22 protein-coding genes are annotated in these 19,864 nt (G+C 72.3%); 13 read left to right on the top strand and 9 right to left on the bottom strand.

Annotated elements, in window-relative coordinates; genetic code table 11:
• Nucleotides 1–14: 14 nt before the first annotated feature.
• Nucleotides 15–2,162: a molybdopterin cofactor-binding domain-containing protein gene (locus tag AB0D27_RS07660; protein ID WP_362503882.1), complete on the bottom strand. Its 2,148-nt coding sequence runs from the start codon at nt 2,160–2,162 to the stop codon at nt 15–17.
• A gap of 328 nt (nt 2,163–2,490) precedes the next feature.
• Here AB0D27_RS07660 and AB0D27_RS07655 point away from each other — a divergent pair, with 328 nt between their 5' ends.
• The 4 genes from AB0D27_RS07655 to AB0D27_RS07640 all read left to right on the top strand — a co-directional run bounded on the left by AB0D27_RS07655 (nt 2,491) and on the right by AB0D27_RS07640 (nt 5,813).
• Complete coding sequence (locus AB0D27_RS07655; RefSeq protein WP_362503506.1) at nt 2,491–2,883, top strand: helix-turn-helix transcriptional regulator; 393 nt, start codon at nt 2,491–2,493, stop codon at nt 2,881–2,883.
• Nucleotides 2,884–3,040: 157 nt separating this feature from the next.
• Nucleotides 3,041–3,874, top strand: a complete 834-nt coding sequence (gene modA / locus AB0D27_RS07650; RefSeq protein WP_362503503.1) for a molybdate ABC transporter substrate-binding protein — start codon at nt 3,041–3,043, stop codon at nt 3,872–3,874.
• An 8-nt stretch (nt 3,875–3,882) separates the two neighbouring features.
• Nucleotides 3,883–4,749: a molybdate ABC transporter permease subunit gene (gene modB / locus AB0D27_RS07645; RefSeq protein WP_362503879.1), complete on the top strand. Its 867-nt coding sequence runs from the start codon at nt 3,883–3,885 to the stop codon at nt 4,747–4,749.
• The gene (locus AB0D27_RS07640) at nt 4,746–5,813 is read left to right on the top strand and encodes an ABC transporter ATP-binding protein (protein ID WP_362503500.1); all 1,068 of its coding nucleotides are present in this window, start codon (nt 4,746–4,748) and stop codon (nt 5,811–5,813) included. Before modB ends, AB0D27_RS07640 begins: the two co-directional genes overlap by 4 nt.
• A 27-nt stretch (nt 5,814–5,840) precedes the next feature.
• Here the strand turns inward: AB0D27_RS07640 and AB0D27_RS07635 are convergent, their stop codons facing one another.
• Nucleotides 5,841–6,767 (bottom strand): FkbM family methyltransferase, encoded by a 927-nt coding sequence (locus tag AB0D27_RS07635; protein WP_362503497.1) that lies wholly within the window; start codon nt 6,765–6,767, stop codon nt 5,841–5,843.
• Between the two features lie 257 nt (nt 6,768–7,024).
• Here AB0D27_RS07635 and AB0D27_RS07630 point away from each other — a divergent pair, with 257 nt between their 5' ends.
• On the top strand, nt 7,025–7,444 hold the full coding sequence (locus AB0D27_RS07630) for an ATP-binding protein (RefSeq protein ID WP_362503494.1): 420 nt from the start codon (nt 7,025–7,027) through the stop codon (nt 7,442–7,444).
• A 217-nt stretch (nt 7,445–7,661) separates the two neighbouring features.
• Here AB0D27_RS07630 and AB0D27_RS07625 read toward each other — a convergent pair whose 3' ends face one another.
• Nucleotides 7,662–7,865: a cold-shock protein gene (locus AB0D27_RS07625; protein ID WP_020871138.1), complete on the bottom strand. Its 204-nt coding sequence runs from the start codon at nt 7,863–7,865 to the stop codon at nt 7,662–7,664.
• A gap of 403 nt (nt 7,866–8,268) precedes the next feature.
• Here AB0D27_RS07625 and AB0D27_RS07620 point away from each other — a divergent pair, with 403 nt between their 5' ends.
• Nucleotides 8,269–9,093 (top strand): hypothetical protein, encoded by an 825-nt coding sequence (locus AB0D27_RS07620; RefSeq protein WP_362503492.1) that lies wholly within the window; start codon nt 8,269–8,271, stop codon nt 9,091–9,093.
• 16 nt (nt 9,094–9,109) lie between these two features.
• On the opposite strand, the gene AB0D27_RS07615 is transcribed toward AB0D27_RS07620, so the two are convergent.
• Entirely contained in the window at nt 9,110–9,706 is a 597-nt protein-coding gene (locus AB0D27_RS07615) for a short chain dehydrogenase (RefSeq protein WP_362503489.1), read from the bottom strand.
• A 70-nt stretch (nt 9,707–9,776) separates the two neighbouring features.
• Between AB0D27_RS07615 and AB0D27_RS07610 the strand changes: the two genes are divergently transcribed.
• Entirely contained in the window at nt 9,777–10,643 is an 867-nt protein-coding gene (locus AB0D27_RS07610) for a LysR family transcriptional regulator (RefSeq protein ID WP_362503486.1), read from the top strand.
• A 107-nt stretch (nt 10,644–10,750) separates the two neighbouring features.
• On the opposite strand, the gene AB0D27_RS07605 is transcribed toward AB0D27_RS07610, so the two are convergent.
• The 3 genes from AB0D27_RS07605 to AB0D27_RS07595 all read right to left on the bottom strand — a co-directional run bounded on the left by AB0D27_RS07605 (nt 10,751) and on the right by AB0D27_RS07595 (nt 12,436).
• Entirely contained in the window at nt 10,751–11,029 is a 279-nt protein-coding gene (locus AB0D27_RS07605) for a ribosomal protein L7/L12 (protein WP_362503483.1), read from the bottom strand.
• Between the two features lie 167 nt (nt 11,030–11,196).
• Complete coding sequence (locus AB0D27_RS07600; protein WP_362503480.1) at nt 11,197–11,880, bottom strand: L,D-transpeptidase; 684 nt, start codon at nt 11,878–11,880, stop codon at nt 11,197–11,199.
• The gene (locus tag AB0D27_RS07595) at nt 11,870–12,436 is read right to left on the bottom strand and encodes a SigE family RNA polymerase sigma factor (RefSeq protein WP_362503477.1); all 567 of its coding nucleotides are present in this window, start codon (nt 12,434–12,436) and stop codon (nt 11,870–11,872) included. Before AB0D27_RS07595 ends, AB0D27_RS07600 begins: the two co-directional genes overlap by 11 nt.
• Nucleotides 12,437–12,547: 111 nt before the next feature.
• On the opposite strand from AB0D27_RS07595, the gene AB0D27_RS07590 reads away from it, so the two are divergent.
• From AB0D27_RS07590 to AB0D27_RS07565, 6 genes are all read left to right on the top strand, one after another.
• On the top strand, nt 12,548–13,483 hold the full coding sequence (locus AB0D27_RS07590) for a L,D-transpeptidase (protein WP_362503474.1): 936 nt from the start codon (nt 12,548–12,550) through the stop codon (nt 13,481–13,483).
• 135 nt (nt 13,484–13,618) lie between these two features.
• Nucleotides 13,619–14,212: a hypothetical protein gene (locus AB0D27_RS07585; protein WP_362503471.1), complete on the top strand. Its 594-nt coding sequence runs from the start codon at nt 13,619–13,621 to the stop codon at nt 14,210–14,212.
• A 90-nt stretch (nt 14,213–14,302) separates the two neighbouring features.
• Nucleotides 14,303–14,854, top strand: coding sequence for a SigE family RNA polymerase sigma factor (locus tag AB0D27_RS07580; protein ID WP_362503469.1), 552 nt, complete (start codon nt 14,303–14,305; stop codon nt 14,852–14,854).
• A complete protein-coding gene (locus tag AB0D27_RS07575; RefSeq protein WP_362503467.1) occupies nt 14,851–15,591 on the top strand; it encodes a hypothetical protein in 741 nt (246 codons plus the stop codon). Before AB0D27_RS07580 ends, AB0D27_RS07575 begins: the two co-directional genes overlap by 4 nt.
• Complete coding sequence (locus AB0D27_RS07570) at nt 15,588–17,531, top strand: transglycosylase domain-containing protein (RefSeq protein ID WP_362503465.1); 1,944 nt, start codon at nt 15,588–15,590, stop codon at nt 17,529–17,531. Before AB0D27_RS07575 ends, AB0D27_RS07570 begins: the two co-directional genes overlap by 4 nt.
• A gap of 62 nt (nt 17,532–17,593) precedes the next feature.
• On the top strand, nt 17,594–17,815 hold the full coding sequence (locus AB0D27_RS07565) for a hypothetical protein (protein ID WP_362022257.1): 222 nt from the start codon (nt 17,594–17,596) through the stop codon (nt 17,813–17,815).
• A 131-nt stretch (nt 17,816–17,946) separates the two neighbouring features.
• Here the strand turns inward: AB0D27_RS07565 and AB0D27_RS07560 are convergent, their stop codons facing one another.
• Together AB0D27_RS07560 and AB0D27_RS07555 are read right to left on the bottom strand one after the other, a co-directional pair.
• Nucleotides 17,947–18,684, bottom strand: coding sequence for a TIGR03943 family protein (locus AB0D27_RS07560; RefSeq protein WP_362503463.1), 738 nt, complete (start codon nt 18,682–18,684; stop codon nt 17,947–17,949).
• Nucleotides 18,681–19,706: a permease gene (locus AB0D27_RS07555; RefSeq protein ID WP_362503460.1), complete on the bottom strand. Its 1,026-nt coding sequence runs from the start codon at nt 19,704–19,706 to the stop codon at nt 18,681–18,683. Before AB0D27_RS07555 ends, AB0D27_RS07560 begins: the two co-directional genes overlap by 4 nt.
• Nucleotides 19,707–19,864: the final 158 nt, after the last annotated feature.

The following is a 19,864-nucleotide window of genomic DNA, read 5'->3' as shown; positions in this document are numbered from 1 at the left end:
AGAAGTCGGGGAGGTCAGAAATTGATCGGGAAGCGCCGGGGCCGGGTGCCCGTCGCGCGGGCGTAGGCATTGGCGACGGCGCCCGCCGCGGCCGGTACGCCGAGCTCGCCCGCGCCTGAGGGGTCGGCGGCGGAGGGCATGATGTGCGCCTCGAAGCGCAGTGGGGCGTGCCGTTGGCGGGCGTAGTGGAAGTCCGCGAAGCTGCCCTCGCGGACGGCGCCCCGGTCGATGTGCAGGCCGGCCCGCAGCACGGTGGAGATACCGTCGATCGCGGTGCCCATGAGCTGGGCTTCGAGTCCGCGCGGGTTGACGGCCGTTCCGACGTCGGCCGCCATCACCACCCTGGTGACCCGCGGCTCCTTCGGATCGGTGACGTCGATCTCGACCAGACAGGCCACGCAGGAGCCGTACTCCTCGTGCACGGCCACCCCTTGGGCCTGCCCCGCCGGCATGTCGCGGCCCCAGTGCCCGGCGGTCGCCACCTTGTCGAGTACGGCCCTGACCGCCTTGCTCCTCAGCGTCGTACGCCGGAACGCGACCGCGTCCTCGCCCAGGCTCGCGGCGATCTCGTCCACGACGATCTCCTCCGCGGTCCGCATCGTCCCGGAGTCCACCGAACGCCAGGCGCCCAGCGGCATCGCGAGTTCGACCGAGCCCGAATCGCCCGAGACGCGGCCGAAGTTGTACAGGCCGCTGTCGCTGGGCAGCGGACCGGCGGCGACGGCGGCGGTTTTGATGCCGCCATGAACGGCGGCCCCCGACTCGCCGCCCTGAACGGCGGCCCCCGCCTCGCCGTCCTGAACGACGGCCCCCGACTTCTCGTACGACTCGCTCACGGACGCCATCATGTGCGTGAAGGCCACCACCCTGCCGCCCGCGTGGCTGGCCCGGATCCGGTGGTGGCTGGCGGGGCGCATCCTGCCGTGCCGGATGTCGTCGTTCCGGCTCCACATCAGCTTCACCGGGCGGTGAGCGGCCTTCGAGATCAGGGCCGCCTCGATGGCCGCGTCGTAATTGAGCCGCCGTCCGAAGGAGCCGCCGCCCCGCATGACGTGCACCCGGACCTTCGACGCCGGCAGCCCGATCGCGGAGGCGATGCTGTCGCGCGCGTCCATCGGCGTCTGGGAGGCGAACCAGATCTCCGCGCGCTCGGCCCGTACGTCCGCCACCGCGGTCAGCACCTCCATCGGGGCGTGGCTGACGAAGGCGAACTCGAACTCGCCCGTCACCTGCCGGGTGCCGAGCAGCGGGGTCCCGAGCGGTGGGACGGCGGCGCGCAGCCGGGCCCTGATGGCCGCGTCCGACAGGGCGGCGAGCGGGCCCGGGGCCCAGGTGATCCGCAGGGCGTCCCTGGCCTTGAAGGCGTGGTGGAAGGAGTCCGCCACGACGGCGACACCGCCAGGGATCCTGACCACCGCGTGGACGCCCGCCATCGCGCGCGCGGCCCGGTCGTCCACCGAGACGATCTTCCCGCCGAGCGTCGGGGGCCTGGCCACCACGGTCGGCTTCGCCCCGGCCACCGACAGGTCACCGGCGTACCGCGCCTTGCCGGTGACGATGTCCCGTGCGTCGATCCGGGTCGTCGGCCGCCCGATCACCCGGTGCCGGGACGCCGGTTTGGGCTCGGTCGACACGGCGGGCCGGTGGATCCGGGCGGCGGCCTCGGTCAGTGATCCGAAGCTGGCGCTGCGGCCGTCGGGGGCGATCACCATGGTGTCCCGGGTGCGCAGCAGGCGCGGCGGGAGATGCCAGCGCCGGGAGGCCGCGGTGACCAGCTTGGCGCGCGCGGTGGCGGCCAGCGCGCGGGCCGGACCGTACAGCGAGCTGACCGAGTTCGAGCCGCCGGTGTACTGGTTCCCCTTGGTCCGGGCCTCGGCGAGCGGAATGTCGACGTCGGCGAGCCGGGCGTCCAGCTCCTCGGCGATCATCATGGCGACCGCGGTGGTGATGCCCTGGCCGACCTCGACGCGCGGCAGCCGTACGACGATCCTGTTGGCCGCGGTGACCTCCAGGACCAGCATCTCCTCGTCGGTGCCGGTCGCCAGGACATCGGACGGTACGCCGGTCTGCGCGGCGGTGGGCTCGACGCCTTCCGCGGACGACCCGTCACAGCCGAGCGGTGCCGCGACGGTCAGCGTGGAAGCCGCCAGCGAGTAGACGATGAACTTCCGACGGGACAACTGACGGGCCACCAGACACGCCTCTCCGAGCACCCGGCTCCGTACGACTGGACTCGTACGCCTGGTAAGAGGGGCCGGCGCCCCGTGAGGTTGCGTACCCGCGCGGGCCGAACGGCGCGGGGCGTCAGTCCGATGTGCGCAAGCCCGCCTTCGCCGTGTCGAATACCGGGCGGTGGCTGTCCCACTGGGCGTCCGGCGCCGAGAGATACTCCGCCCCGTACTCGGGGGCCTCCGCCGCCAGACCCCCCGTATCGCGCTTCGCGCTCGTGCTCAGACGCCGGACGGGCTGATCCCCGTTATCGTCACGGCCATGCAGTCCTACACAATCGGCCAGGCCGCCCGGCTCCTCGGGGTCAGCTCCGACACCGCGCGACGGTGGGCGGATGCCGGGCGGGTGGCCACGCACCGGGACGAGAGCGGGCGGCGGCTCGTCGACGGGCGCGATCTGGCCGCGTTCTCGGTCGAGCTCGCGAAGACCGGCGGGGAGGAGGACGTCTCGTACACCTCCGTCCGCAACGCCTTCCCGGGCATCGTCACCGCAGTCAAGCTCGGCGATGTCGCGGCCCAGGTGGAGATCCAGGCCGGCCCTCACCGGCTGGTCTCCCTGCTGACCCGGGAGGCCGTCGAGGAACTGGGCCTGGAGGTCGGCATGGAGGCCACGGCGCGGGTGAAGTCCACCAACGTGCACATCGACCGCACGTGAGCGACCCGTACACACGTGCATGAGCGCCCCGTACAAACGCACATGCGCACCTCTAACCCCTCACTCGTTGGCTCATGCGATGCGACAAGAGACCCCGTGGTGGCATCTGCGGCATGATGGGCGGCGCACGCACATCTGCCAGAGGGAGTAGCCCGTGATGACCCGTTCCGAGCGCCGGACCCGTCGGACCCGTCGGACATTTCAGGTGGCCGGTGCGGGTGCCGCCGCGCTGCTGGCCCTGAGCGCCTGCTCCTCGTCCGACTCGGGCTCCGGTTCCTCGGGCACGTCGGACTCCTCCGCGAAGTCGAAGAAGCTCTCCGGCACGGTGACCGTCTTCGCCGCCGCCTCGCTCAAGGAGAGCTTCAACGCCCTGGGCAAGCAGTTCGAGAAGGCCCACCCGGGGACGAAGGTCGTCTTCAGCTTCGGTGGCAGTGACACGCTCGCCGCGAGCATCACGGGCGGCGCCCCGGCGGACGTCTTCGCCGCGGCCAGCCCGAAGACGATGGCCATCGTGACGGACAAGAAGGACGCGGCGGCCACCCCCGTCACCTTCGTGCGCAACCAGCTGGAGATCGCGACCCTGCCCGGCAACCCCGACAAGGTCGCCTCCCTGAAGGACCTCACCAAGTCCGGCCTCAAGGTCGTCCTGTGCGACAAGACGGTGCCGTGCGGCGCCGCCGCCCAGAAGGCGCTGGACGCCAGCGGCCTCAAGCTCACCCCGGTCTCCTACGAGCAGGACGTCAAGAGCGCCCTGACCAAGGTGCGGCTGAAGGAGGCCGACGCCGCCGTCGTCTACAAGACCGATGTGAAGGCGGCGGGTGACGAGGTGGCGGGCGTGGAGTTCCCCGAGTCGGCCAAGGCCATCAACGACTACCCGATCGCTCTGCTCAAGGACGCGCCCAACGCCGAGGCGGCGAAGGCGTTCATCGAGCTGGTGAAGTCCGCCGGGGGCCAGAAGGTGCTGACGGCGGCCGGATTCCTGAAGCCGTGACCGAACCCGTGGCCGCGCTCGACACGTCCGGCGCCCCGGCCGACACCCTGACGGGTGGGCCGCGGCGCCGACGCGTCCGGGCGCGGTCACGGGGCGGGGCGCGGGCGCCGCTTCCCCTGCTGCTGCCCGCCCTCGTCGGGCTCGCCTTTCTTCTCCTCCCGCTGATCGCGCTGCTCGTGCGGGCGCCCTGGCGCAGCCTGCCGGACCAGCTGACCAGCACGGAGGTCTGGGGGGCCCTCCAGCTGTCCCTGGTCTCCGCCACACTGGCCACGGCGGTGAGCCTGGTGCTGGGCGTGCCGCTCGCCTGGCTCCTCGCGCGTACGGACTTCCCGGGGCGCGGATTCGTCCGCGCCCTGGTGACGCTGCCGCTCGTGCTGCCCCCGGTGGTGGGCGGTGTGGCACTGCTGCTGGCCCTCGGCCGCAACGGCATCGTCGGGCAGTGGCTGGACTCGGCCTTCGGGATCACTCTGCCGTTCACCACGGCGGGGGTGGTGGTCGCAGAGGCGTTCGTGGCGATGCCGTTCCTGGTGATCAGCGTGGAGGGCACGCTGCGGGCGGCGGACCCACGTTACGAGGAGGCCGCGACGACGCTCGGCGCCTCCCGCTTCACCGCGTTCCGCCGGGTCACGCTCCCGCTGATCGCGCCCGGCGTCGCGGCCGGTTCCGTACTGGCCTGGGCCCGCGCGCTCGGCGAGTTCGGCGCGACGATCACCTTCGCGGGCAACTTCCCCGGCCGTACCCAGACCATGCCGCTGGCGGTGTACCTGGCCCTGCAGAACGACCCGGCCGCCGCGATCGCGCTGAGCCTGGTGCTCCTCGCCGTGTCGATCGCGGTGCTCGCGGGCCTGCGGGACCGCTGGATGACGACGTCATGAGCCACGTCACCGAAGCGTCCGAAACCGGCCTCGACGCCCGTCTCCTCGTCCACCGCGGCGCCTTCCACCTCGACGTGGCCCTCACCGCCGCCCCGGGCGACGTCGTCGCGCTCCTCGGGCCGAACGGCGCCGGCAAGACCACGGCGCTGCGCGCGCTCGCCGGACTGACCCCGCTGTCCGACGGCGGTCACCTGCGGCTGGACGGCGCCGCGCTGGACCGTATGCCGCCCGAGTCCCGTCCGGTCGGCGTGGTCTTCCAGGACTACCTGCTCTTCCCGCATCTGTCCGCGCTCGACAACGTGGCCTTCGGGCCGCGCTGCCAGGGCGTGCCGAAGGCCACGGCACGGGCGCAGGCCGCCGCGTGGCTGGACCGCATGGGGCTGGCCGATCACGCCGGCGCCAAGCCGCGCCGCCTGTCCGGCGGGCAGTCACAGCGCGTCGCCCTCGCCCGCGCGCTGGCCATCCATCCCCGGCTGCTGCTGCTGGACGAACCGCTCGCCGCGCTCGACGCCCGGACCCGGCTCGAGGTGCGCGCCCAACTCCGGCGCCATCTGACGGACTTCGAGGCCGTCGCCGTCCTCGTGACGCACGATCCGCTGGACGCGATGGTGCTGGCCGACCGGCTCGTCGTCATCGAGCACGGCCGGGCCGTCCAGGAGGGCACGCCCTCGGACATCGCCCGTCATCCGCGCACCGACTACATCGCCCAGCTGGTCGGCCTCAACCTCTACCGGGGGCGGGCCGAGGGCCACACCGTACGTCTCGACGCGGGCCCGGCGATCACCACGACCGAGGATCTCACCGGACCGGTCTTCGTGGCCTTCCCGCCGGGTGCCGTCACCCTCCACCGCGACCGGCCCACCGGCTCCAGCGCCCGCAACCTGTGGCAGTGCCACGTCGGCGGCCTGGAGACCCACGGCGACCAGATCCGCGCGGATCTCACCGGCGAACTCCCGCTCGCCGCCGATCTGACGACGGTCGCCGCGGCGGAACTCGATCTGCACCCGGGCGCTCCGGTCTGGGCGACGGTGAAGGCGACGCAGACACACGCGTATCCGGCCTGACGGCTGTGCGCGCATCCGGTCCGACAGCTACTCGGGAACGGCGTCCGCGCGCACCATCACGCAGTCGAACTCCACCACCCGTCCGGTGGCCGCCTCCCGCGACACCGGGTACATACCGGTGATCTCGAATCCGCTGCCCTCGTACACGGCGATCGCCTCGCCCATCCGGGGGCTTCCCTCGTACAGCCGGAGCGTCGCGACCTCCGACTGCATCCCCACGAACTCACCGGCACGCTCCCCGGCGCCCGCGAACACCTCCAGGTCGTATCCCTGGGTGTCCATCTTCAGATAGGGGCGGGGTTCGCCGATCCCGGCGAGCGCCTTGTCCATCATGCCGTCGAGGCGGCGGATCTCGATGTCCTCGGTACGGGTCTTCGCGAACCGCTTGTAGCGGTCCTTGCCGTAATCGCTGGGCGCCAGAAGGGAGTTCATGGTGTTCCAGCCCACGTGGATGGAGCGCGTGGCGTCCTCGCCGCCCAGCCCGACCTGGTACACCCACCAGTCGGGATCCTCCTCAGCGGCCTTCTGGAGCTTCGCGAACGCTTCCGCCGTGGGCTCGAAGGAGACGATCCGGCCTCGGTAGCCGAGGCGGCGCAACTGCCGCCCGTACTGGCCGGAGTTGGCGCCCACGTCGAAGACGCAGTTCACCTCGTAGCGGTCCAGCAGGGCGGTGACGTGCTGGCCGCACAGATAGGACGCGGCGGCCAGCTGGAATCTGCGTTCGTCGGCCGCCGTCGCCTTCTCGTCGAGCACGAGGCGGGCCCCGCTGTCACCGAGCGGCACGTTCGTCCAGCCCGCGGCCGAACCGCGCAGCACCAGATCGGCGCCGCGCCCCACGGGAACGCGGGTCCGTTCGCCGCGCCGGTAGACCACCGCGGCGCCTGCACCGAGATCCAGCACCCGCACCCCCAGCCGGGGAAGCAGACCGAGCAGAATTCTGTGAAGGGTCGGCATGCAGCACACCCTTTCAGACACGCGGGGCCGCGCACCGGCAGTTGGTTGAACCGTCTCCCTCTGCGCGGTACAGCCCCATTCCCCCCTCTGCGTACGGCCGTGGCGGCTTTGTGACGTACGGCGCTGGTTGCGGATCTTCAGGGGCGGGCATCACCCGGAAGCAGGACCGGCCGCGCACCGTTTCGCGCGGGACCCGGCCGGCGGGGATGGAGCCGCCGGGTGTTCGTTGTCCTGGAGGGGGAAGAGAGGTGTGTGTCATGCGTGCGCACCAGCGCGCCGTCCGGCCGACCGCCCGCGTGGAGTACACACTGCCGCGTACGGCCGTCTCGGCGGGCAGGGCCCGCAGGCTGACGTCGGCGTTCCTCACCCGACCGCGGCCGCCGATGGCGTCGCCGACCGCCGACCAGGTGGACGACGCCACGCTGATCGCCTCCGAACTCGTCGCCAACGCCATACGGCACGGCCGCACCGGCTGTCGGCTGCGCCTGCAACTGGGACACGGACACCTGACGGTCGAGGTCCACGACGACAGCCCAGGGCGGCCCCGCGTCGGCCCGCTGGACACCGACTCGGAGAGCGGTCGCGGCCTCGCGATGGTCCAGCAGCTCGCCCACACCCTGGAGGTCGTCAGCACGGGCTTCGGCGGCAAGACGGTCCGCGCGGTGCTGGCGGTCTGACCGTCATACGCCATCGGTGGGATCCGCCGAGTTTCGCGGCACCGAAAAGTGGGCACGACAAAAAGTTTGTCGGAAATTCAATTGGGCGGGGCGCGCGACCGGAGTCCGGTAGAAGCCCGGGCGGGCACCGACGTCTTCGCGCAGTAGCCCCGCGGGAAAAGCAGATGGCCGGGGCCCGCACCTCAAGGTGCAGACCCCGGCCACCGGGTGTCCCGGACTAGGCGGGGACGATGTTCTCCGCCTGCGGGCCCTTCTGGCCCTGCGTGACGTCGAAGGTCACCTTCTGGCCTTCCTGGAGCTCACGGAAGCCAGAGGTGGCGATGTTCGAGTAGTGAGCGAAGACGTCGGCGCCGCCGCCGTCCTGCTCGATGAAGCCGAAGCCCTTTTCCGCGTTGAACCACTTCACGGTGCCAGTAGCCATGTCAAATCTCCTTCGGGGCAAAGCTCGAAGGCCCACACTGTGTGGACCCGCGTCGCCAGAAATGATTGCCCCGTCCGGAAAACGCACCGGAAAAACTTTGGGAACCACAACTGCAACTGAAATCGACCCTAGCACGGTACGAGCTTCGAAGGGGGCGCACTATCTCACCCCGTCATCGGGAATAGATAAATCTGGCGGCGCCGCGAACCAAATTCTGCACCCGCCGAAACAGATATTCAGGTGCCGCGCGGGTCGGGAACCAGTCGTCGCGCGCCACGGTGCCGATGCGGCAGGCCGCCCAGCCGGGCGGGCCCGGGCTCACCCGGACGGCCCGGTGCGCTGGTGGGACGCGGTGCGCGGTGGTGGCGTGGGATGACACACCGCGTCGTCCGGAGGCCCCCGCATGAACCGTCCGCCCCGTCTCCTCGCCTCCACCCTGACCGCGGGCCTGCTGCTGTCGACGGCGGCGTGTTCGGGTGACGGCGGCGGCTTCGGCCGTACGGACGTCCCCGCCTCCCCCGCTGCCAAGGAGTCCCAGGCCGCCTCGGCCAGCGCGTCCGGCACCCGCACGCTCACCGAGGCCCAGGCCAAGACCGCGCTGATCACCGACACCGACCTGGGATCGCAGTGGAGCGAGACGCAGGGCGCGGCGACCTGGCGGGACGCGCTGCTCAAGAGCAAGGTCGACGTGGCGGGATTCGTCACGGAGAAGCAGAACGCCGTCGACTGCCAGAAGCTGCTCGACGGTCTGTACGGCGAGGATCTGCTCGGTGCCCCGAAGGGTGCCCTGGCCGTCACCGGCTTCGACGACAGCGACAACGACGGGCAGATGCGCTACCAGGTCGCCGCGTACGGGCAGGCCGCGGTGGACGCGAAGCTGGCGTGGCTGAAGACGCTGCCGGACAAGTGCGACCAGTTCGTGGCCACCGACAACAAGGGCGGCAAGCAGAACGTCGAGGTCATCTCGGCGTCGGCGCCCGCGGAGGGCGACGCCCGCGCGGGACTGCAGATGACCATGAACGGCCAACTCGAGGGCGAACCCAGCACGCTGACCCTCGACATCGGCGTCGTACGCGTCGGCGACAGCGCCGCATTCCTCACCAACGGCGGCCTGGACGGCGCCGAAAGCGACTCCACGGTGCAGGCACTCCAGCAAGGCGCCCAGCGGCTGAAGGACGTCCTCGCGGGCAAGTCGCCCGCCGCGCAGCCGCCCGGCCAGCAGGACTGACACTCCCGCCGGCCCGCTACAACTCGTAGACCTGCCCGGTCTGCGCGCCCTCCACGGAGCGGACGTACGCCTGCGCGACCGTGGCGAGGTCGACCGGCGGCATGCCCGGGAAGAAGTCGCCGTAGTCGGCGAGCGCCTCGGTGAAGACGGTGGGGCTGACCGCGTTGACGCGTCGCGGGGCGATCTCGATGGCGGCGGCGCGGACGAAGGCCTCCAGGGCGCCGTTCGCCAGGGCGGCGGCGGCCCCGGTGGGGACGGGCTCGCGGGCCAGGACGCCGGTGATCAGGGTGAACGAGCCCCGCTCGGCGACGTACGGGATGCCCTGGCGGACCAGCTCGGTCTGGCTGAGCACCTTGCCGCGGAAGCCGGCGAGGTAGTCGTCCGGGGTCAGCTCGGTGACCGGCTTCCACGGAACGTCGCCCGCGGTCCCGACCACCGCGTCCAGCCGGCCCGCCCTCTCGTACAGTTCGGCGATCTGCGCCGGGTCGGTGATGTCGTACCGCAGATCGCCGCCGGTGCGGCCGACGGTGACGACGTCGTGGCCGCGGGCGGCGAGGGTCTTGTGGACGGCCGTGCCGAGGGTGCCGGTGGCACCGATCAGGAGAATCTTCATGCCCTCGACGCTAGGCCGGGTCACCGCCCGGAGGGAAAGACCGATCGCGGCGGACTTATGCTCAGCGGTTATGAATGTGGAGCTGCGGCATCTGCGGGCGCTGGCCGCGATCGGTGACGAGGGGACGATCACCGACGCCGCGACCGTGCTGCGCGTCAGCCAGCCCGCGTTGTCCCGGACCCTCGACCAGCTGGAGAAGCGGCTCGGTACGCGGCTGGTGGAGCGGACCACGCGGCGGCTCGCGCTCACCGAGGCGGGGCAGCGGTTGTGGGAGCAGGCGCACCGCATCCTCAACCAGCTCGACGACGCGCTGACCGAGGCCGCCGCCGGGCCGCGTCCGCTGCGCGTGGGGTTCGCCTGGTCCGCGCTCGGGCGCAACACCGTGCCGCTGCTGCGCGGCTGGCGCGACGAGCGGCCGGACGCGCCCGCGCAGGTCCGGCGCTGTGACGATCCCGAGGTCGCGTTGCGGCGGGGAGAGGTCGATGTGGCGTTCACCCGGGTGCGGCCGGGGGACGACAGCGGGTTCCTCGTCGTACCGCTGTACCGGGAGCCCCGGCTGGCCGCCGTGCCCGACTCCCATCCGCTCGCGCGGCGGGCGTCGGTGCGGCTCGCCGAGCTCGCCGACCAGGCGGTCGTGATCTGCTCCACGGCGGCGACCACCACGGCGGAGCTGTGGCCTCGGGGACGGCGGCCTCGGACGGTCGAGGTGCCGGGTGTGGACGAGTGGCTCACCACGATCGCCACGGGGGACGCCGTCGGGGTGACCGCCGAGGGCACCGCGCATACGCATCCTCATCCGGGGGTGCGGTATCTGCCGCTGTCCGACGCGAGTCTGGTGACCGTGTATCTGGTGCGGGCCCGGGGGACCGGGCATCCGGCGGGGGACGCGTTCTGCGCATCGGCGGTTCGGCTGCTGGGGGCGGGTGTCGCGGGCTGAGGGTGACGCCATCCTGGCCGGCGTCCAGGACGACGAGGCCGGCTCGGCGTCCCGATTGCGCGACGTCGTCCGGCACACCGCCGGTGCCGAGGGGCACCGCAGCCGGGTCAGCCCATGCGCTCGACCGTCTCCTTGGCCTCCCTGAGGCCGGCGCCTGTTGCCTCGCGGTAGGCCTTGATCGCCTGGATCTTCTTGCCTTCGCGCAGGAGGGCGGTCACCTCCGGGAAGTGGGGGTCGTCCTGATGGAGGCCGAGGTGATCGAGGATCAGGTCGAGCTTGAGCTCGACGCGGGCGATTTGGCGGTCGGTGCGGCCGAGTTTGCTTTCCAGCCCCGCGAAGCTCGCGATCATGAGCGCGGCGAGAAAGAAGAGTCCCGTTATTTCCATGGTCACCGATCCTAGGCCCCGCCGATGGGGAAGCCGATGCGGCGCAACAGGCCCAGGAGCGTGGCGTATTCGTCCTTGACCAGCGGGGCGAGGGGTGCCGGGAGGGCTTCGACGGTGAGAGTGCGGGCCGCGCTCGACGCCCACCTCGGCGCCGGTGTCCGGGCCCGCTAGCCGCCCGACGGCCCCGTGTTCGCAGTGGCCGTCGCCCTGCCCGTCGGAATCGAGCTGGGTGCGATGCCCTCGATCTCGATGACCGAGCCCGGGCGCAGTTGCTCGTACAGCCATTTCGCGTCGGTCTGGCGCAGGCCGATCCAGCCGCTCGTGCGGTCGTAGCTGCCGGGGGCCTTGTCGTCGTAGGTGAGGGCGGCGATGTAGTTCGCCGTGCCGTCGGAGGCGCTGAACTCGATCACCCAGGGGACCTTGAGGCTGTACTTGCCCTTGAGGCCGACCTCACTGCCGGGCATCAGCTTGACGGCCTCCTTGCCGGTGACCGTCATCCGGCCCGTCGCCGTGGGCGTCCACGCGGAGCCGGAGGAGAGCGGCAGTTCACGGCCCGCGACCGAGAGCACCCGCCGCGACAGGTCGACCGTGGCGTCGGGCACCGCCGGGAGGCTCGGCGTGCCGGTGGGGCTCGCGGCCGGGGACGGGCGCTGGTCCGTGTCGCCGCCGAGATTCACCGCGACGACCAGGGCGAGCGCCGCCGCGGCGGAGGCGCCGGTCACGGCAAGGGCCGTACGACGGCGGCGTCGGCGGCGTACCGCCCTGCCGCGGATCTCCGCGCCCGGCAGCGCCGGCAGCGTCTCGCCTTCGGCGGCCAACTCGCGCAGTTCCGAGGTGAGTTCATCGGACACGATCGTCCTCCCTCTTCCCCTCGTCCGCCGAATCCGCCGAGCCCACCGAGCGCGCCGAATCCGCCGAATCCGCCGCGTCGTCCGACTCCGCGGCGAGCACCCGTGCCAGTGCCGCCCGGCCCCGGGACAGCCGGGCCTTGACCGTGCCCACGGGGGCACCGGTTTCGGAGGCTACCTGCTCGACACTCAGGTCGCACAGATGGTGCAGGACCAGGGCCCTGCGCTGCGCCTCGGGCAGCGTGCGCAGCGCGGCGACCAGGGCGGTGCGCTCGGGGCCAGGGCCTGGCGTGTGCTCGGGCGGCGGAGTGCGCCGTACGAGTTCCAGCCAGCGGCGCGCACGGCGCCAGCGGCTCACCGCGAGCCGCATCGCCACGGTCCGTATCCACGCCTCCGGTGCCCCGTCGGCGAGGAACTCCCGCCGCCGGTCCCAGGCGCGGACGAACGCCTCCTGGACGACGTCCTGCGCCTCGCCGTGATCCCCGGTGAAGGCGTAGAGCTGGCCGGTCAGCCGGGGGAACGCGGTCGCGTAGAACGCGTCGAACTCTTCCTCGGTCATGCCCCCCGCCGGAGTTTCCGGATTTTCCGCGGCCTTGTGCAACCCGGCCGTCCGTGCCGTGCGTACAGGTCCCGTACGCCGCACATCGAAACACACCACAGGGGGATCACGATGACCACGGGACTCAGGGGCGGCCACGGCCGGTTCGCTCGCGCCGGGAGCGCGGTGGCCGTGTGCGCGCTCGCGCTCACAGCCTGCTCGGCGCAGGCGGTGGCCGGGAGCGGCACGTCCTCCCCGGACGGCGCACCGCACGCCACCGCGACGCCGAGCCCCACACCGAAGCGCACGCCCAAGCCCCTCAAGTCCCTGACGGGCGCACGGATCAACATCGCCGAGGGGCAGACCGTGGGCGTCGGCATGCCCATCTCCGTCACCTTCGACCACGTGATACCGGCCGCCGAACGGGCGGGTGCCGAGCGGCAGTTGAAGGTCACGGTGGACGTCGAGGGCTCCTGGAGCTGGGTCAAGGACCGCAATCTGCTCGACGGGCAGCGCGTCGACTTCCGGCCGCGCGCGTACTGGAAGCCCGGTACGGCGGTCACCGTTCGGGCCGGTGCCGGAATCACTCGGCATTTCACGGTGGGCCGCTCCCTCGTCGCCACGGTCGATGTCCGTACACACTCCATGACGGTTGCGAAGGCGGGTTCGACGCGCCGCGTGCCGATCACGGCAGGCGCCCCGGGCATGGACACCTGGAACGGCACGATGGTCGTCTCCGACAAGGCCACCAAGGTCTTCATGAACTCGCGGACCGTCGGCTACGGCGACGCGTACGCGGGCTATTACTCCTACGCCGTCCACCTCACCACCTCCGGCACCTACCTCCACCAGAACCCGAAGGCCGACACCTACGCCGGGCACCAGAACGTCACCCACGGCTGCGTCGGACTGGCCACCGACGGCACGGCGAAGAGGTTCTACGACGAGGTCATCCCCGGCGACGTCGTCACGGTCGTCGGCTCCAAGGACACGGTGGCCGTCGGCAATGGCTACGGCGACTGGAACGCGAGCTGGGAGCAGTGGCGGGCGGGCAGCGCGCTGAAGTGACGCCCGCGAAGAAAACTGCGCCCCGGTGTCATCCGGGCCACGGCCGCCAGGAGTTTAAGGAGTGGAGAGGCGCCCTCCGACCCGTACCGACCGAGGACTCCCAAGGGTCCGCACAACACGAGGAGTTGTCCGCTCATGACACGTATACGGAAGTCGGCCGCGGCCGTCGCCGCCGTGGCCGTCGCCGCGCTGGTGGGGGCGCCTACGGTGTCGTACGCCGTCTCGCAGGGGAAGACGGCGTACGACACCTCCACCCACGTGAGAGCCGCGCACACCGCGATCACCAGGGCAGCCGCCCACAAGGCCCCTTCGGCCCGGATCGTCGCTCCCGGCGAGCATGTGAAGGTCCCCGGCGGCGAGATCTGGCTCACCGAGGACGGCAAGCACTGGACGACGGCCGACAACCCCGAGCCGCAGTTCCGCAGCGTGGTCGACGGGAACATCGACCTGGGCACGCCCGGCGTCTCGATGCAGGCCGAGGGCACGGACGGACACTACTTCCTCTCCGGGCTCTACTACGGCGGCAAGGGCACCGCCTCCCGCGTCACCGTGGAGACCAGGGCCCAGGCCGTGCACGGCAAGCTCCTGGAGCTGGCGGGCAAGCCCGGCTGGGGCGTCTGGTACGCCACCGCGGAGCTGCCGACGACCGATGACCACGGCGGCCTCGACGACCTCGGCGCCGTCACCGTGTACGACACCCACGGCAAGGTCTACGCCCAGCTGAAGTGAACGCGCGGGCGGGGGAGCCGGGTTGTTCAGGTCTCGGCTCCCCCGCACCGCCCCATCCCCCACGTACCCGACTCCGAGGGACCGCCGGCCGTGCCGCACAACCCCACCGACGCCTCCCAGGACCACGCCGAGAGCGCGGACTTCGCCGCGTACGCCACCGCGGCGTGGCCCCGTCTGGTGCGCACCGCGCACATGCTCACCGGCGACTTCCACGAGGCCGAGGACCTCGTGCAGACCACGCTGGCCAAGGTCTACGCACGCTGGCCGCGCATCCCGCGCGACGACGTCGACTTCTACGTACGCCGCTCGCTGGTCAACAACAACCTGAGCCGGGTGCGCAAGAGACGCGTCGCGCAGCTGCTGATGCCGTTCCCGCCCGAGCGGGTGCACCAGCGCGAGCCCGGGCACGCGGAGGCCGTCGAGCAGCGGGCGGCTTTGGACCAGGCGCTGGCCGCGCTGTCGGCGCGGCAGCGTGCCGTGATGGTGCTGCGCTACTGGGAGGACCTGGGCGAGGCCGAGATCGCCCAGCTGCTGGGCTGCTCGGTCGGCACGGTCAAGACCCACGCCCGGCGCGGCCTCGAAGCCCTGCGCGCCCACCCCTTGTTCGCCGGCCGACACCCCGTTCCCGGAGCCCGCCCATGAACCACCCGTCCCGTTCCCCGCGCCCGCCGGCCGAGGCCGAGCGGCTGCGCGCGGTGTTCACCGAGGCCGCCTACGACGTCACACCGTCCGCGGTGCCGCTGGCCGCCATCGAGCGCGAGGGCCGCCGTCGCAGGGTGCGCCGCAGGACCGCCGTGCTGGGGGCCGCCTGCGGGATGCTGCTGGTGCCGCTGACCGTGCTGGTGCTCCGCGAGGGCGTGTCCGCGCCGGTCTCCGGACCGAGCGACCGGGTGCGGCCGCCCGCCTCGAGCGCCGGCACGTCCAGTCCGTCGCCGGCCGCGGGGAAGGTGCGGGTGGTGGCGCCCGGCGAGCGGGTGGAGGTGGCGCCGGACACCGAGATCTGGCTGACCGAGGACGGCAAGCACTGGACCGAGCCGGGCGCGCCAGGCCCCCAGTTCCGGAGCGTCATTGACGGCAACCTCGACCTGAGCAAGCCCGGCGTCAGCCTCCAGGAGTCGGGCCAGGCGGGCAGCTACTTCCTCTCCGGCATCTTCAACGGCAAGGGCGAACCGGCGCGCGTCGAGGTCAGCACCCTCGCGGGCGCCGTCAACGGCACCGCCCTCACGCTCGCGGGCAAGCCCGGCTGGGGCGTCTGGTACGCGACGGTGAAGGTGCCGGCCTCCCTGACGTCTGACGCCGGCATGCCCGGCGTCACCCGGAGAGTCACGGTGTACGACTCGGCGGGCGGGGTGATCGCACGGCAGGAGTTCAGGTCGTGAGGGCCACCACCGCGAAGGCGGCCGTACGCTTCGGGGGACGCGCCCGGGCGGGCGTCGGCCGCGTACGGGCCGGGGTCGGGCACTCCCGGGCCAGGGGCGGGCGCTTCCGGGCCGAGGTCGGGCACTCCCGGGCCGAGGTCGGGCACTTCCGGGCCGAGGTCGGGCACTCCCGGGCCGGAGTCGGGCACTCCCGGGCCGGAGTCGGGCACTCCCGGGCCGGAGTCGGGCACTCCCGGGCCGAGGTCGGGCACTCCCGGGCCGAGGTCGGGCACTTCCGGGCCGGGGTCGGGCACTTCCGGGCCGAGGTCGGCAGCCATCTGCGCAATCGCCGGATCCGGGCCCGCCGCACCCGAGGCCGGCGGATGCGGCGGGCGCTGGTCGCGCTGTGCGTCCTGCTGCTCGCCGTGGTCGGCGCGGCCGTGCTGGCGTACGAGCTGACGGTGATCCCCGAGCCGCACCCGGAGACGGCGATGCAGAGCACGGTCTTCGTGGACAGGCGCGGGGTCTATCTGGGGCGGCGCGGGCCGGTGGACCGTCAGGAGGTACCGCTCTCGCAGGTTCCCCGGCATGTGCGGGAGGCGGTGATCGCCGCGGAGAACCGTTCCTTCCGCACGGACACCGGGGTCTCGCCGAGCGCGATCGCCCGGGCGGTGTGGTCGACGGTGAGCGGCGGCGGCCGCCAGGGCGGTTCCACGATCACGCAGCAGTACGTGAAGAACGCGCTGCTCAGCCCGGAGCAGTCGCTGTCCCGCAAGGCACGGGAGGCGTTGATCGCGATCAAGCTGGACCGCACCCGGTCGAAGGACGAGATCCTGGAGGGCTACCTCAACACCGTCTACTTCGGCCGCGGCGCGGCGGGCATCCAGGCCGCCGCCCGCAACTACTTCGGCGTGGACGCGAGGGACCTTACGGTCAGCCAGGGAGCCGCCCTGGCCGCCGTCGTCAACATTCCCTCGTACTACGAGAAGGCGGGCTCGGACGCCCGGGTGACCGCGAAGCTGACGCGCCGGTGGCAGTGGGTGCTGGACGCGATGGCCGACAGCGGGGCCATCACGCCCGGCCGGCGCGGCGCGGCCCGCTTCCCGGCGTTCCGCTTCTATCCGCCGGGGGCCACGGACGGGCAGCGCCAGTACCTGATCGACGCGGCGGCGTCGGAGGCCGCCGACCGGCTCGGCATCACCCAGGACGAGCTGGCCCGCGGCGGCTACACCGTCCACACCACCTTCGACCTGACGGCGCAAGACGCGACGGCGGAACGGGTGGCAGACCAGCCGTCCGTGCGGGGTGTCCAGCTACACGCGGCCGTCGTGGCGCTGGTCCCCGGCGACGGAGCGGTCCGCGTCCTGTACGGCGGCGCGGACTACGCCCGGCAGCCCTTCAACGACGCGCTGGCCGGCGCGGTGGAGGCGGGTACGGCGCTCGAGCCGTTCGCTTCGGTGAAGCCGGTCGCTCCGCTGGCCTCCCTGGTGCGCGGCGCGGCGCCGACGCCTCTTGGGCTGGCCTCCGCGTACGCCACCGCGGCGGCCGGGGGAACGTACGCCGAGCCCTACACCGTCCAGAAGATCACCCGTGCGGGCCGCACCCTCTACGCGGCCCGGCCGCGTACCCGCACCGTGCTGGACCGGTTCGGCGCGATGCTGATCGCCAAGCATCTGCGCACCGGTCCCGGCCCGCTCGCCACCTTCACCGGCGGTGCGGGAACGCGGACCCGCTGGCGGACGACGTACGACGATCGGCTCGCCGTCACGACCGCCCTTTTCGCCCGGCATCCCGCCCACGGCGCGCATCCGGCCGGGACGGCTCAGCTGCCCGAGGGCGCGTCCGCCCTGGCCCTGCGCGTCACGGCGGACGTCCAGGATCGACTCGCCCCCGCCGCCTCTTCCCGTCCCGAACCCGGGGCTGCGCCCCACACCCCGCTCCTCAAACGCCGGAGGGGCTGAATCCCGGATCGAGACCATCAGGCCCTACCGCCCGCCGGAATAGGGCTCATACTGGCTACACGATGACGAAATCCTCCGCGCCCCGGCGCCACCTGCCCACCAGCCCCTTCGCTGCCCCGGTCGTCCCCGTGGCCAAGGAGTTCAGCCTCGGAGACCGCGTCTCCCACGACCAGTACGGCCTGGGCACGATCGTCGGCGTCGAAGAGGGCATCGCGATGCTCGTCGACTTCGGCGCCCGCCAGGTCCGCGTCCTCAGCCCCTACACCCGGATGGACCGACTCTGACCCACCCGCTGTGACCTCACCTCACCCCGGCCACCTCAGCCCGCGGCAGCCGCCTGCGCAGGTTGCCGGGGTCGTGGTGTGCCTCGGTCCAGATGCGCGACGGTTCGCCGCCGAAGCGCACGCACGGCTGTCTAACGGCGCTCGTACGGGTTCTCCGGCTGCTTCGTCTTGCGTACCGACGTGGCGTCCAGCAGCGGTGGCCACGCCTTCTCGGAGCCGAGTGTGCCCTTGGGGTGCCAGGTGCCGGTGACGGTGACCCAGGTGTCGTTCACGGGGGCGTCCGCGCCCCTGATCTCGATCTTGTACGTGCTCGCGTCGGCCGCGCAGCAGGTGATGAGGAGCCGGGCCAGGTACCAGGTGCCGTCGTCGCCCCGGCTGACGAAGCCGGTCATCCGGACGCCGCGGCCCGTCAGCGATTTGCCGCTGTCGTAGATCGCCCGGGAGGTGAACTGGCCGAGGGTCAGCTCCACCGGGTCCCCGGAGGGAAGGGCCGGGAAGGTGCCGACGCCCTGCGCCGCGCGCTGCGCCGCCTCGCGTTCGGCGCTGTACGAGCCGAGGGCCGGGGGTGGGAAGAGGAGGAGGGCCGCGGCGGGCACGGCGAGGAGCCAGGCGATTCGGGGGGTGTGGTGGTGGCCGTGGTGGCCGTCGTCGTCGGGTTCCTCCTGGTTGTCGTGTTCATGGGCGTACGTCCTTGTGGTCTCGCGTACGGCCGCCAGCAGGCCGAGTACGACCAGCACCACCCCGGACACGACCAGATAGCCCCGCAGCCCCGCCTGCACGTACCGCAGGTACAGGTCGCTGAAGAGGGAGATGCGCAGGACCGCCGCCGCACTCAGCAGGAGCAGCAGCGCGGGTCCGTACCGCCTCACAGCAGCCACCATCCGGCCAGCGAACTGCTCACCAGAGCCACCACCCATGTCACGGAGGAGAAGCGGGCCGCGAAGGACCGGCCGAAGGTGCCCGCCTGGAGCGCGATCAGCTTCAGGTCCACCATCGGGCCGACCACCATGAACGCCAGTCGCGCGGTCGGCGAGAAGCCCGTCAGGGACGCGGCCACGAACGCGTCGGCCTCGCTGCACACGCACAGCACGACGGCGAGGACGGCGAGGAGCGGTACCGACAGCCAGGGCGAGCCCGTGAAGACATCGAGGACCGACCGGGGTACGACGATGTTGAAGGTCGCCGCCGCCGCGGCACCGAGCACCAGGAACCCGCCCGCGTGCAGGAAGTCGTGCTGGAGCCCGGCGCGGAAACCGTCCCAGCGGGAGCCGGTGGAACGGGCGGCGCGGGCCGGGGGCGGACGCAGCCACTCGTCACGCCCGAAGCGGACCCACAGCCAGCCCATCACCACGGCCGTCGCCAGGGAGGCGGCCAGGCGGGCCGCCACCATCATCGGCCTGCCGGGAAAGGCGATCGACGTCGCGACCAGCACGACCGGGTTGATCGCGGGTGCGGAGAGGAGGAAGGCGAGGGCCGCCGCCGGGGCGACCCCGCGTCGCATCAGGCTTCCCGCGACCGGGACCGAGGCGCATTCGCAGCCCGGCAGGACGACTCCCGCCGCCCCGGCCACGGGTACGGCGAGCGCCGGATTGCGGGGCAGGAGCTTGCTGAACACCCGTTCCGGGACGAACGCGCCGATCGCCGCCGAGACGAGGGTACCGAGGAGGAGAAAGGGGATGCCCTGCACGGCGACGGCCGTGAAGACCGTCCACCAGGCCGCCATCGCGGGGGTCGCGAGGTCGAGGGCGAGGGTGGGGCCGAGGACGGAGACGACGGTGGCGATGGCGATGAGCGCGAGGCCGCCGGTCACCAGGTGGAAGAGGGCGCGGGCGGCGACCCGTGCGGCGTCGGCGAGGGTGCGCCGCGGCTCTGGGTAGTGCTGGTCGTCCACGCGTTTTGGTCCCGCCTGGCCTCGGATGTACGAGTTCGCAGGTTAGCCAGTGGGACTGTGCGGGGGCCGGGAAACGTCGAAGAGCGGGCTGTGCGGGTGGGTGGGCGGGCGTGAGCGGGGGTTTTCGCCCCCTCCGCCCCTACCCTCCCGCATCGTCC

It is taken from the genome of Streptomyces sp. NPDC048415 (assembly GCF_040651675.1).
Taxonomy (GTDB): domain Bacteria; phylum Actinomycetota; class Actinomycetes; order Streptomycetales; family Streptomycetaceae; genus Streptomyces.
The sequence above is the reverse complement of the archived record's forward strand: the minus strand, read 5'-3'. Positions and strand labels throughout refer to the sequence as shown.